General features: G+C 43.9%; 19 protein-coding genes. 18 read left to right on the top strand and 1 reads right to left on the bottom strand.

The window, feature by feature from the left end; all coding sequences use genetic code 11:
• The first annotated feature begins 439 nt into the window (after nucleotides 1-439).
• The 10 genes from HK413_RS06120 to HK413_RS06075 all read left to right on the top strand — a co-directional run bounded on the left by HK413_RS06120 (nucleotide 440) and on the right by HK413_RS06075 (nucleotide 5,860).
• Nucleotides 440-1,324, top strand: a complete 885-nt coding sequence (locus HK413_RS06120) for a carboxypeptidase-like regulatory domain-containing protein (protein ID WP_217452096.1) — start codon at nucleotides 440-442, stop codon at nucleotides 1,322-1,324.
• 343 nt (nucleotides 1,325-1,667) lie between these two features.
• Nucleotides 1,668-2,093 (top strand): hypothetical protein, encoded by a 426-nt coding sequence (locus HK413_RS06115; protein ID WP_217452095.1) that lies wholly within the window; start codon nucleotides 1,668-1,670, stop codon nucleotides 2,091-2,093.
• Nucleotides 2,094-2,134: 41 nt separating this feature from the next.
• Nucleotides 2,135-2,998, top strand: a complete 864-nt coding sequence (locus HK413_RS06110) for a SusC/RagA family TonB-linked outer membrane protein (protein ID WP_175269521.1) — start codon at nucleotides 2,135-2,137, stop codon at nucleotides 2,996-2,998.
• A gap of 175 nt (nucleotides 2,999-3,173) precedes the next feature.
• Complete coding sequence (locus HK413_RS06105; protein ID WP_175269520.1) at nucleotides 3,174-3,620, top strand: hypothetical protein; 447 nt, start codon at nucleotides 3,174-3,176, stop codon at nucleotides 3,618-3,620.
• A gap of 10 nt (nucleotides 3,621-3,630) precedes the next feature.
• On the top strand, nucleotides 3,631-4,137 hold the full coding sequence (locus HK413_RS06100) for a RagB/SusD family nutrient uptake outer membrane protein (protein WP_175269519.1): 507 nt from the start codon (nucleotides 3,631-3,633) through the stop codon (nucleotides 4,135-4,137).
• A gap of 142 nt (nucleotides 4,138-4,279) precedes the next feature.
• Entirely contained in the window at nucleotides 4,280-4,825 is a 546-nt protein-coding gene (locus HK413_RS06095; protein WP_175269518.1) for a hypothetical protein, read from the top strand.
• A complete protein-coding gene (locus HK413_RS06090; RefSeq protein WP_175269517.1) occupies nucleotides 4,761-5,216 on the top strand; it encodes a RagB/SusD family nutrient uptake outer membrane protein in 456 nt (151 codons plus the stop codon). The genes HK413_RS06095 and HK413_RS06090 overlap by 65 nt, the downstream gene beginning before the upstream one ends.
• The gene (locus HK413_RS22030) at nucleotides 5,128-5,343 is read left to right on the top strand and encodes a RagB/SusD family nutrient uptake outer membrane protein (protein ID WP_394353139.1); all 216 of its coding nucleotides are present in this window, start codon (nucleotides 5,128-5,130) and stop codon (nucleotides 5,341-5,343) included. Before HK413_RS06090 ends, HK413_RS22030 begins: the two co-directional genes overlap by 89 nt.
• 50 nt (nucleotides 5,344-5,393) lie before the next feature.
• Nucleotides 5,394-5,555, top strand: a complete 162-nt coding sequence (locus tag HK413_RS06080; protein ID WP_175269515.1) for a hypothetical protein — start codon at nucleotides 5,394-5,396, stop codon at nucleotides 5,553-5,555.
• Nucleotides 5,556-5,566: 11 nt separating this feature from the next.
• Entirely contained in the window at nucleotides 5,567-5,860 is a 294-nt protein-coding gene (locus tag HK413_RS06075; protein ID WP_175269514.1) for a hypothetical protein, read from the top strand.
• Here HK413_RS06075 and HK413_RS17030 read toward each other — a convergent pair.
• Complete coding sequence (locus HK413_RS17030; protein ID WP_246229914.1) at nucleotides 5,850-6,023, bottom strand: hypothetical protein; 174 nt, start codon at nucleotides 6,021-6,023, stop codon at nucleotides 5,850-5,852. The genes HK413_RS06075 and HK413_RS17030 overlap by 11 nt on opposite strands.
• Before the next feature lie 73 nt (nucleotides 6,024-6,096).
• On the opposite strand from HK413_RS17030, the gene HK413_RS06065 reads away from it, so the two are divergent.
• The 8 genes from HK413_RS06065 (at nucleotide 6,097) to HK413_RS06030 (ending at nucleotide 11,902) form a co-directional block, all read left to right on the top strand.
• Nucleotides 6,097-6,321, top strand: coding sequence for a hypothetical protein (locus tag HK413_RS06065; RefSeq protein WP_175269513.1), 225 nt, complete (start codon nucleotides 6,097-6,099; stop codon nucleotides 6,319-6,321).
• Nucleotides 6,322-6,646: 325 nt separating this feature from the next.
• The gene (locus HK413_RS06060; RefSeq protein ID WP_175269512.1) at nucleotides 6,647-7,621 is read left to right on the top strand and encodes a hypothetical protein; all 975 of its coding nucleotides are present in this window, start codon (nucleotides 6,647-6,649) and stop codon (nucleotides 7,619-7,621) included.
• Nucleotides 7,611-8,324 carry a hypothetical protein gene (locus HK413_RS06055; protein ID WP_175269511.1) on the top strand — a complete coding sequence of 238 codons (714 nt, stop codon included), beginning with the start codon at nucleotides 7,611-7,613 and terminating at the stop codon, nucleotides 8,322-8,324. The genes HK413_RS06060 and HK413_RS06055 overlap by 11 nt, the downstream gene beginning before the upstream one ends.
• Before the next feature lie 10 nt (nucleotides 8,325-8,334).
• On the top strand, nucleotides 8,335-9,408 hold the full coding sequence (locus tag HK413_RS06050) for a carboxypeptidase-like regulatory domain-containing protein (RefSeq protein WP_175269510.1): 1,074 nt from the start codon (nucleotides 8,335-8,337) through the stop codon (nucleotides 9,406-9,408).
• Between the two features lie 49 nt (nucleotides 9,409-9,457).
• A complete protein-coding gene (locus tag HK413_RS06045; protein ID WP_175269509.1) occupies nucleotides 9,458-9,982 on the top strand; it encodes a hypothetical protein in 525 nt (174 codons plus the stop codon).
• Nucleotides 9,976-10,323, top strand: a complete 348-nt coding sequence (locus tag HK413_RS06040; protein ID WP_175269508.1) for a hypothetical protein — start codon at nucleotides 9,976-9,978, stop codon at nucleotides 10,321-10,323. The genes HK413_RS06045 and HK413_RS06040 overlap by 7 nt, the downstream gene beginning before the upstream one ends.
• Nucleotides 10,305-11,204 carry a hypothetical protein gene (locus HK413_RS06035; RefSeq protein ID WP_175269507.1) on the top strand — a complete coding sequence of 300 codons (900 nt, stop codon included), beginning with the start codon at nucleotides 10,305-10,307 and terminating at the stop codon, nucleotides 11,202-11,204. Before HK413_RS06040 ends, HK413_RS06035 begins: the two co-directional genes overlap by 19 nt.
• The gene (locus HK413_RS06030; protein WP_175269506.1) at nucleotides 11,204-11,902 is read left to right on the top strand and encodes a hypothetical protein; all 699 of its coding nucleotides are present in this window, start codon (nucleotides 11,204-11,206) and stop codon (nucleotides 11,900-11,902) included. Before HK413_RS06035 ends, HK413_RS06030 begins: the two co-directional genes overlap by 1 nt.
• Nucleotide 11,903 lies beyond the last annotated feature (1 nt).

Genomic DNA, 11,903 nt, shown 5'->3' with positions numbered 1-11,903 from the left:
AAGGTACGGTTCATGGTACGGGTGTAACCAAAGTACCCCCAAGTTCATAATTAAACTCGCCAATATGGTTGCGGTGTGATAACGCAAAATCAAAACCAAAGGTACGATCACTGTTTAGGGGTTTTGTTGTGGCAGACCTGCGCCAACCACATCAGGTAAATGATTGAAGCAAGTTGCCCGGGATACCGTCCCCGTCGCGTCTGAACCAGTCAAAAGTGACGCCTAACAAACCATTCCAGGCTTCGAAATCGACACCCGCAACATTTTAGCTGTAAACCAGGTGAGGCTGGGGTTAGCTAAGGTACGGTTCATGGTACGGGTGTAACCAAAGTACCCCCAAGTTCATAATTAAACTCGCCAATATGGTTGCGGTGTGATAACGCAAAATCACTCCTTGTTTCTGTATTATGCGGCCTCGCGGAGAAGCGCTTTGTCAGTTTTGACAGCGTCTGTCCTGCGTTTCAGGCCTGCTTTGATAATACCAATTACTTTATTAACGGGCATATGCCTGTCTGTTTCGGTTTACGCACAAACCCCGGCCAAAATTCAGGGTACGGTAACCGACGAAAAAGGCGAAACTATACCCGGCGTAAGCGTTTTAGTTAAAGGCACAACCAACGGCACACAAACCGATGTGCAAGGCCACTATACTATAAACGTAAACACAGGGCAAACACTCGTGTTTAGCGCAATTGGCTACAAATCTGTAGAGGAAGTAGTTGGCACTAACACCAGTATTAACATACAGCTGGCTACAGCTACATCATCATTAAACGAGGTGGTTGTGGTAGGTTACGGTACACAAAAGAAAGGCTCGTTAACAAGCGCTATATCCTCAGTAAGAGCAAGCGAAATCGTTACCACCAAGAACGAGAACTTACTAAACGCCCTTTCAGGTAAAATTGCCGGTTTCCGTAACGTACAAAACACAGCCGAGCCCGGCTCATTTGCTAACAACTACGATATTCGTGGTTTGGGTGGCGCGCTTATTGTAATAGACGGTATTCCACGTCCGGATATTGCCCGTGTTGATCCTAACGATATCGAAAGTGTTTCTGTCCTTAAAGATGCTTCGGCAGCTGTTTACGGTGTACGTGGTGCCAACGGCGTTATCCTGATCACTACTAAAAAAGGCAAAAAAGGGGCGGTAGATCTTAATTATACCGGTAACTATGGCCTGCAAACACCTTTAAGATTATCAAGAGGAGTTGGCACTCCTGATTACCTGACGTTGGTTAATGAGAAAGCGGTACACAATACAGGTATTGGTTTTAAAGGTAACCCTACTTATAATGCGGCACAGATAGCAACGCTTAGCCAGTAAATACCGACTGGTATGATGCCACAACTAAGAAAACCGCAGGACAGCAGCAGCATAATTTAAGCGCTACCGGTGGTAGTGATAACAGCAGCTACTACATTAGCGTAGGTTATTTAAGCCAGGATGGTATATTAAAAAGCAACGACCGGATTATAAACGTTATAATCTACGGTCAAACCTGAGCACGAAAATTTCGAAGGACCTTACTTTCGATCTCAACCTGTCTGGTACACTGGATAAGAAAAACCAACCGCTACAGGCGCCTTACTGGATCTTCCGCAGTATGTGGTTCCAGCGCCCTATTTATCCGGTTTATGCTAATAATAATCCGGCCTATTACTATAATGTGGCAAACCCACTGCACCCTGTAGCACAATCAGATGCAGATGTTAGTGGTTACCGTGTTTTTAATAACAAATTTTTCCAATCCTCAGCTACACTTACTTATAACGTTCCATGGGTACAAGGCCTAAACGTAAAAGGCTTATTCAGTTATGACTTTACCCAAAATGATAATAAGATCTACAATAAAACCTATAACTTATATAGCTATAATGCAGCAACTGATGCTTATGTAGTAGGTAGCATTCAGCAATCGCCAAGTACCATCAGGAGAGAGAATTACCAATACCCTGCTACGCTGGCACAACTGTCTTTAAACTACCAACGCACTTTTGGTGGGGTACACAATGTTACAGGATTGTTATTGTATGAAGAAAACAACCGTAGCGGCGACAACTTTTTGCGCAACGCGAACTATCTGTACCGATAGAATATCTTTTTGCAGGTACCAGTACTAATGCCCGTGCCAGTATGAGTACCAATATCGCAAACTTTTACACTTATAAAACTGCTTCGTACGTAGGGCGTGCAAATTATGATTACAAGTCTAAATACATGGCCCAGTTTTTATTCAGATATGATGGGTCGTCACGCTTTGGTTTGAACAAACAATGGGGTTTCTTCCCTGAGGGCGAGTTAGGCTGGCGCGTTTCTGAAGAAGGCTTCTTTAAAAATACCAAAGCACTGTCCTTCATCAGTAACTTTAAGCTACGCGCAAGTTATGGCGCAACCGGCGACGAAAATACATCAACTTACCAGTTCCTTTCAGGATATAGCTATCCTGCAAGTGGCTCAAATACCGGCCAGCCCCCGGGTTCTGTGTTTGATGGTGTATTTTACAACGGTGTACAAAGCCGTGGTATAGCTAACCCCAGCCTCACCTGGTTTACAGCTAAAATGCTGGATGCGGGTGTCGATTTCGAAGCCTGGAATGGTTTGTTAGGCGTCACTTTTGACTGGTTCAGACGCGACAGGGACGGTATCCCGGGCAACTTGCTTCAATCATTACCTGATGTGGTTGGCGCAGGTCTGCCACAACAAAACCTAAACAGTGATCGTACCTTTGGTTTTGATTTTGCGTTATCACACCGCAACCATATTGGCGAGTTTAATTATGAACTTGGGGGTACTTTTGGTTACACCCGTACCATGAACCGTACCTTAGTTGCTGCCCGCGCTGGTAACTCCTACCTTAACTGGATCCAAAAAGCACAGCTTCCAACCAGGGTAACGTACTTACTGGCGCCAACCGATACAATAACGCGTACTTTGGTTATGGGTCAGCCGGCCAGTTTGAAAACTATAAAGCCATTGAGAACAGCCCGATTTACGTAAACAAAGGGACAGTAGTAGGCGATTACCGCTATGAAGATTACAATGGCGACGGCCAGATAGGTGTTGATGACAGCCAGCCTATAGGCCTGTATGGTTTACCGCTTGTTTCTTTCGGTTTCAATTTTGCAGCTTCCTATAAAGGCTTTGATTTAAGTGCGCAATTCCGGGCGCGGCTATGGTTTATGCAACTTATATAGAACAATTGCACGAACCACTTTGGGCTGATGGTAACGCGGTGACCCAGTTTATGGACAGGTATCACCCAACCGACCCTAACGCCGACCCTTATGACCCAAATACCGTATGGACCCCGGGCTACTATGCTTATACAGGTACATTAGCTTTTGTTAACACATCGGCTAACATGCATAATGCTTCATATCTGCGCTTAAAAAGCCTTGAGGTTGGGTATACATTCCCCAACAAAATGCTTTCACGTTCAGGCATTAAAAGCGTACGCCTTTTTGCTAATGGTTATAACGTATTTACCATTACCGGTCTTAAATACATTGATCCGGAAAAACCATCTGGTTCATCAACATTCATAACATCCACTACCCAGTATGATTATGCTTATCCGGTTGACAGGATATTATCATTTGGTGTGAACTTAAAATTTTAAATAAAAGAAGATGAAAAGGAAAATATACTTATTAATTCTTGTTTTGGTAACCGCTGTTACCTCATGCAAGAAAAATCTTGATGTCCCGCCACCTAACATTTTGCAGGATGCCGACGTATTTAGCAATAGCGCCGGTGTGGAATCATATATCGCACGTATTTACAGCGAATTGCCTATAGAAGATTTCAAGTGGCTGCCAAATGCCGGTTTTAAATCTTTCTGGCGCTCTTCGCCCTACACCATCACCGGTGAGGCAATAAGCCGCGATGCTGGTAATCAACCCACAGAAACTTTTAACTATTGGGCCGATGCATATGCACTGATACGAGAGTGTAACTATTTTATGGAAGCACTGCCATCATATGCAACAAACTTTAACGCGGCACAGGTTAATAGCTGGCTGGGCGAAGCTAAGTTTATTCGCGCGATGACTTATTTCGCATTGGTAAAACGTTATGGCGGTGTACCGTTGGTTGATAAAGTTTTGACCAAACCAGTGAAACTATTGATGAAATAGTAACTGAAATAGACAAGTTTAAAATACCGCGTTCATCAGAGCAAGCAATTTACGATTTCATAGCTACAGATCTTGACGATGCCTTTACCAAGCTGCCTGATATTTCGGGTACTAAAAAGGCCGGGTAACCAAGTGGGCTGCTATGGCATTTAAATCACGTATAATGCTGCATGCAGCTTCTATCGCCAAATACAACACTATTACCCTAACATCGGGCGGTGTACAACTTTGCGGTATCCCTGTTGCAAAAGCTAATGATTACTATAAGGCTTCGTATGACGCGGCTGCAATGGTAATTGGTAAATACTCTTTATACAAACAAAGCTGGTCGCCAACTGATAAAGTTGCTCAGGCAGCTAACTACTCGGCGATATTTATTGACCCGGCGAGCCCCGAAAATATTTTTGTACGCCAGTATCACTACCCTGAAGCATCGCATTGGTTTGACGTAGAGAATATCCCGCGCCAACTATGGAATGGTGTTGAGTCGGCAGAAACCAACCCAACATTGGATTTTGTAGAGATGTTTGAAGGGCTGCCAAGAAACGGAGCCGGCACCTTCCAAACGGTTGATGCCGGAGGCAAATATATCACCTATAACAATGCGGGCGATCCGTTTGCTAATGCTGAACCGCGCCTTAAAGGTATCGTATTATTTCCCGGCGATCTGTTCAAGAACCGTAATTGATATCCGCCGTGCTATTTATACCGGTCCGGTAGCTGGTGGCATCAGCAGGTTAACCGCCGCAGGAGCTAAAGGCGCGTACCCAGCAACCAACCTTGTACAATCGTCTGATTTTAGTACGGCTGATTATACCCTTCCTAATGGTTCTAAACTTAAACCAGGTGGCCAAAGTGGTTATTTCACCGCCGCTTCAGGCGCTCCGGGATCTATTTCGGGCTTTACCATTCGTAAGTATCTTGATCCAAACAAGCCAACTGCCGACCTGGCTACCAACCGTTCTGACCAGGCACGGATAGAAATGCGTTATGCCGAGGTGTTACTTAACCAGGCCGAGGCTGCTTATGAGTTATTTACTGCGGGCCGGTACTACCTATCAAGCTACAGCTCTTATTAATTTAAACCTGATCCGCGAACGTGCGGGCGCTACGCAGGCAACATTGGGAGATCTAACAGGTATCGACGTAATTCGTAAAGAGAGAAGGAAAGAACTGGCTTTTGAAAACAAAACTGGTGGGACCTAAAAAGATGGCGCATACTTGATAAAGAGCAAAACAATACTGTTTATCGTGCATTGTGGGGCTTTTACGTTGCACAAACTAACCAGGTATTTTACGATGACCATTACGACGAACGTAATACTACCTATACTTTTGATCCGAAGTGGTATTATGAAGCTATCCCGGCAGCTGTTATCGCAAAAAGTCCTAACGTAGTTCCAAACCTTAGTAATTAATATTAATGACCATGAAAAGTATAATTTATAGTATAGCATTAGGCTTGGCAGTTATTACGGCCAGCTCATGCAAAAAATTTGATAATTATGACGGGCCTGACCAAACGCTTCAGGGACGCATAATTGACGTTAATACCGGCCAACCCATGCAAAGCGATTTGTCCGGCGATGCCGGCGGTTCTGCAGGTACCCGTATTAAATTATTGGAAACCAGTTGGAGTTCTAATCCTACCCCGCTGTACCGGCTACTAAAATTGATGGTACCTATATTAATACTAAAGTATTTGCAGCAACCTATAATATAGTTGCCGAAGGTGCTTTTGTACCATTAATACAAACCGGTGCAACCCCGGTTAATAACAGTAAAAATGTTGACGTAAAAGGCGGGGTAACGACTGTTGATTTTACAGTAGAGCCTTTATTAGAAGTAGAATGGGTTGGCGAACCTGTTTTAAATGCCAACGGCACTATAACCGCACAGGCTAAAATAACCCGTGGTACTTCTAAAACAGCATTCCGGGGTAACCTTACCGATCTGTGGTTGTATACATCACCAACTCCTTATGTGGGTAGTGTTGCTGCCAGCTACGATAACCGTTTTGCCGGCCATATTACTTACAGCGGCACAACCGGTAACGCTTTGCTTGGCACTACTATTAGCATTACTACACTATCAGCTAACGGCGCGTTGCCAAAAAAGACTGGTATATACGCCTTGCTGCCCGCACCGATTACGGCGGAAAGTTATATAACTTCAGCAATGTAAAAATGGTTGTGGTAAAATAATTAATACCTATCCTTTCCTGATTAACAAAGACAGCCTTCTTACGAAAGCTGTCTTTGTTTCAACCTATTCAATATTCTTACTAAACCTTTACATCGGCACTTGTTTTGTCATTAAAAAAATACTTATAAGTCATTTTTTATTCACATAATGACTTATAAGTCAGTGTCGCTTGATTGAACTTTTAATATTCTATTTTACATTAGCCTACCAATTAACCAATACCTTTAATAACCACTGTTACAATACTACTTAAAATGGCGAAGCAAAGGCGTATTTTTATACATTACGTTAAAATACAGCAGCAATGAAACTAAACAGGATCTATACCGGCATTGGCTTGTGCTGTTCGCTTTTATTGGTTTGGGGCTTTATGCCAAAAGCCGATGAACCGTTAGCTAAAATAGTTACGTCGTTACAGCAATGGTTTGATACGCATCCGCAGGAAAAAATATACCTTCATACTGATAAGCCCTATTATTTGGTTGGAGATACCATTTGGTTTAAAGCCTATTTAACTACCGGCAGCAGGCACCAGTTGTCGGCTATAAGCGGCGCTATGTATGTCGACCTGATCAACGAGGGCGATTCCATCGCAAAAGAATTAAAGCTCCCCGTAACATCGGGCATGGCGGTTGGCAACTTTGTTTTAAGCGACAGCCTGATCCGCGAAGGTAATTACCGTATCCGTGCTTATACCAATTGGATGCGCAATGCAGGCCCTGATTATTTTTACGACCGGACGTTTACCATCGGCAATTCCATCGCTAACACCGTATTTGCCAAAATAGATTATATATATGCTAAAGAGGGTGCCAATACAAAAATAAGGGCGCTATTAAAATACACCGACGAACGAGGACAACCATTTGCGGATAAGCAGGTGCGTTACCAGCTTAAAGACGGTTACGAAGTACTAACATTTGGCGGGGGTAAAACCAATGCCGCCGGCGAGATTACTGTTAACCTGCCTAACTCCAAACCCGGCTTACTAAGCAAAACCTACCTCATGACCAAAATTGTTATCGGCGGTGATGAAACCATAGCAAAAACTTTCCCTGTTAAAACAGCATCGCTGCAAACCGATGTGCAGTTTTTCCCGGAGAGCGGCAACCTGGTTAACGGTGTAAATAGTAAAATAGCCTTTAAAGCCACCGGCACCAACGGCCTGGGCGTAGCCATAGGCGGCAGCATAATTGATAACACCGGCCATGAAGTCGCCAAAATAGAAGTTAAACATTTGGGCATGGGCTATTTTTATTTAACGCCCCGTGGCAGGTAAAACTTATCAGGCAAAAGTTACCTATCCTGATGGCGCTACCAACATTGTAAACCTACCCGCTGCTACCGATGATGGCTATGTGCTATCAATTAATCATACCGTAAAAAATGATTCGGTACTGGTGCGGGTATATGGCGGTGCGGCTGCTTTACGCAGCGGTACGCGCTCTTTAAGTTTGGTTGGACAATCTGGCGGCAAAGTTTATTTCTCGGCAAATGTGCCATTAAATAAAGCGTCTGCGTCATTGTATCTTTCAACTGCTAATGTACCTACCGGGATATTGCAGTTTACTTTGTTTTCGCCTGCCGGCAATCCGCTAAACGAACGGATTGTATTTATAGAAAATAAAGACAACATCGATCTAAAAATAACCAGTGCCAAAAAAGTATATGACCGCCGCGAAAAAGTAGATCTTAATATTGAGGCAAAGGATAGTAACGGCAAACCGGTGGGTGGTAATTTCTCCGTATCGGTAATGAGCGAGGCCGCTGTACCGTCGGATGAGGTTAAAGAAAACAGCATCTTCTCTCAACTGCTTTTAAGCGCCGATATTAAAGGCTATATAGAAAAACCTAACTACTATTTTTATAACCCAACTAACGAAACCCGGGCCAACCTGGATATTTTAATGCTTACCCAGGGGCTACCGCAGGTTTGTTTGGAAGGATGTTATTGCCAACCCAACTGCCGCAAACGCTTATAAGCCCGAGAAATTGGTTAATGATATATCGGGTACGTTAATGGGTTATAACAAGAAACCTATTGCGGGTGGCAAGGTTATCCTCATAAATAACAAATTGGGCTTTGCACGCGATACGGTTACCGATGCAAACGGCCGTTTTAAATTTGGCAACCTGTTAATAACCAATGGTGTGGATTTTACGATCCGGGGCACTACCGCTAAAAACGGCAAACATTTAAAAACACTGGTTGATGAAATTAAGAAACCGGCTATCATAGCCAACGCTAATATTGGCGATGTTAATGCCGATATGCTAAGCTTAGTAAAAGCATCAGTTGATAATAACCTTAAACAGGACATGGAGCTGGAAAAATATGGCATACAAAGCCAGCGGCAGTTACGGGAAGTTAAGATCCGTGCGGCAAAAAAACGCGGCTTTGATGCAGGCATTACCGAAAACCAGGCCGATGAAGTTTTCAGGCCCGATGCCGGGATGCCCTGCGCTACTTTAAAAGAATGTTTAGAAGAAATGTTTAAAAGCAGGATATTGTTTATACAACAGGAGGCCTTAAACTGCGGTATGGTATGGCTCCCAAAGGTCCGCGGAGCAAATGATTATTATGTGGTAATGATTGATAAAGAATTGATAGTTGATCCCTGCGACTATCAGTCGTTTATACTGGATAGCACCGCCAACATTAATAAAATTTACCCGGTGCATGAAAGCCCTGCAATTGAGGCTATGGCCCTAGGTGCTGCAAACCTAAACAGAATTGGGGGTAAGCCTGCGCCGGTACTATCTATATTTACAAAAAACGGGGCGTGGCGTACGTCTGACGATCCATCAATAGTATATTATACGCCTAAGGGTTACGACTATACTAAGGAGTTCTATTCGCCTAAATATGACGCGAAAAACCAACCCCAGGCAGCCGACCTGCGCAGCACAATTTACTGGAACCCAAGGGTGCTAACGCGATCTGTGGGCCGTGCCCGGGTAAGTTATTTTAACAGCGACCAAACAGGAACTTACCGCGTAACTATAGAAGGTATTAATGCCGATGGCCAACTAGCAAGGCAAGTTTACCGTTATCGCGTTCAATAAACTAATTATCAACCTAAATCTTATAAAACCGAACCTACATTTAATTACAATGAAAAAACCTATCACCATCACAGTAAAACTGGGGCTGTTATGCTCGCTTTTACTATTGCTGGCCTTTATCCCAAAAAGGGATGACGACCCTTTAACTCACCTTGTAACCATCCTGCAAAAATGGACAGACACCATCCCGCAGGAAAAAGTTTACCTGCATACAGATAAACCCTACTATGCGTTGGGCGATACCATTTGGTTTAAAGGCTATGTAACCATAGGGAGCAGGCACCAGTTATCGGCATTAAGCGGGGCTGTTTATGTCGATCTGATTACCGAGCAGGATTCGGTTATCCGTTCATTAAAGTTACCTGTAACTTCGGGAATGGTGATGGGGAATTTCACCTTGAATGATGACTTTCAGCAAGGCAGTTACCGCATACGCGCTTATACCCGGTGGATGCGTAACGCCGGCGAAGACTTTTCTTTGATAAAACATTTACCGTCGGCAGCATATTTAACGATAACGTTATCACCAAAGCCAGTTACCAATATAAAAACGTTGACAGCAAACCCGTGTTAACCGCCCTGCTTAAATACACTGATGAGGAGGGTAAAGCATTGGGAAACCGTGATGTAAACTATCAGATCTACATCAACAAAAAGCGGGTTTGGATTAAAAACGTAAAAACCGATGCGCTTGGCAGCGTATTGATAAACATTGATAATGACAAACACATCAATTTAGCCGGTGCATTTATCCGCACCACCATAACCGGCAGCGACAAACAGCCCATTGTACGCGATTTCCCTATAAAAGCAACACTGGCGCAAAGCGATGTACAGTTTTTCCCGGAAAGCGGCGACCGGTTAACGGCCTGGCATCTCATGTTGCTTTTAAAGCTGTGGGTGTTGACGGGTTAGGGGTAACTATAAAAGGCAAAGTTGTTGACAATGAAAACACAGAAGTTGCCAATATAGAAACCCGGTATGCCGGCATGGGCAGTTTTACATTGCGGCCGGTAGCCGGTAAAACTTATACTGCCAATATCAGTTTTGAAGACGGCACTACAAAAGCTATCGCCCTGCCTAAGGCTGTGAATGAAGGGTACGTGCTAAGCATATATCAGCCTAATAAAGATAGTGTATTGGTACGTATTAACGCTTCGCCTGCCCTGCTTAAATCAACGGTTAACTTTATCGCACAAACAAGCGGAGAAACCATTTTTGCCGCGCCAATTAAAATAAGTGATGCCATTACATCTATCTGGCTGAGTAAAAAATCTTTCCCGTCAGGCATAGCACAGTTTACTTTATTTAACAGTACCGGCGACCCAATAAACGAACGTATAGCGTTTATCCGCAGTACTGATTTGATGAAACTTAGCCTTAAAACCGCCAAACCAACCTATAGCAGCAAAGAACGCATCCTGGTAGAACTTGATGCCATGGACAGCAAGAACAAAGCCACAGCGGGCAACTTTTCGGTAGCGGTGATCGACGAGAGCAAGGTGCCCCATAATGAAAGCATGGAGAGTACCATATTTTCGAACATCCTGCTAACCTCCGACTTAAAAGGGTACGTAGAAAGGCCCAACTATTACTTTACTAAAGAAACCGATGAAGTTAACAAAGCGCTCGACAATTTAATGCTTACCCGGGGCTATCGCAGGTTTAGCTGGAAGGAGTTAGCCACCACGGTAAACACGAAGCCCGTTTTTGATGTAGAGGGACTGGGCTTAACCATAACGGGTAAAGTTACTAACCGGGTACCAAACCATCGTCCGGTGCAAAAGTTACCCTGATGTCGATAATAGCCGGGGTTACTAAAATTACTACAACTGATGAAAATGGCCGGTTTAAATTTGACGGTATATTTATGACCGATAGCATCAAATGGTCATTAGCCGCGCACAATGCTAAAGGCAGCGATAAGGTTAAAATTATTTTGGACACTATACCCAAAATAGGTCTCGGCAAAAACCGCAACCTGGCCGATATAAGTACCGATATTAACGCCACGCTAAAAACCTATATAGACAACGGCAAAAAACTGGACGATATTTATGAACAAACCGGCCAACTGGACAAAGTACAGCGCTTAAAAGAGGTACGCATTAAAGCCAGAAGGTTAAAAGCACCCAGCAATATTACCCCGCAGGGTATGCTTAGGATTCCCGAGCAATCGGCAGATAAAATAATTACTTTCGATGAAAATGAAGCGGCTAATTGCGCTACATTGAGCATGTGCCTGCAGGCCAGGATACCGGCAGTTAGTGTTGAACCGCGCGGACAATTTGGTTATATGGCCCTGATAGACCTGCGCACCAAGGCATCAATGTTATTGATACTTGATGGCCGCCTGATAAGGAATGCCGACGAGGTTGACGAAATTTTGATGGGAAGCATCCAGCCCGAAGACGTGGCCAAAATATTATTAGTAAGAACAAACCGCGCTATAGTAAGCAGTTTAGGGGTGGCGAAAACTCAAGCTTCGTGTTGAT

Source organism: Mucilaginibacter humi (assembly GCF_013087555.1).
The sequence above is the reverse complement of the archived record's forward strand: the minus strand, read 5'-3'. Positions and strand labels throughout refer to the sequence as shown.

Coding starts and splice junctions, on each gene's coding strand:
- HK413_RS06110 (WP_175269521.1), top strand. CDS start 2,135: ATGAGTACCAATATCGCAAACTTTTACACTTATAAAACTGCTTCGTAC.
- HK413_RS06105 (WP_175269520.1), top strand. CDS start 3,174: ATGGTTTATGCAACTTATATAGAACAATTGCACGAACCACTTTGGGCT.
- HK413_RS06100 (WP_175269519.1), top strand. CDS start 3,631: ATGAAAAGGAAAATATACTTATTAATTCTTGTTTTGGTAACCGCTGTT.
- HK413_RS06095 (WP_175269518.1), top strand. CDS start 4,280: ATGGCATTTAAATCACGTATAATGCTGCATGCAGCTTCTATCGCCAAA.
- HK413_RS06090 (WP_175269517.1), top strand. CDS start 4,761: ATGCTGAACCGCGCCTTAAAGGTATCGTATTATTTCCCGGCGATCTGT.
- HK413_RS22030 (WP_394353139.1), top strand. CDS start 5,128: ATGCCGAGGTGTTACTTAACCAGGCCGAGGCTGCTTATGAGTTATTTA.
- HK413_RS06075 (WP_175269514.1), top strand. CDS start 5,567: ATGAAAAGTATAATTTATAGTATAGCATTAGGCTTGGCAGTTATTACG.
- HK413_RS06060 (WP_175269512.1), top strand. CDS start 6,647: ATGAAACTAAACAGGATCTATACCGGCATTGGCTTGTGCTGTTCGCTT.
- HK413_RS06045 (WP_175269509.1), top strand. CDS start 9,458: ATGAAAAAACCTATCACCATCACAGTAAAACTGGGGCTGTTATGCTCG.
- HK413_RS06030 (WP_175269506.1), top strand. CDS start 11,204: ATGTCGATAATAGCCGGGGTTACTAAAATTACTACAACTGATGAAAAT.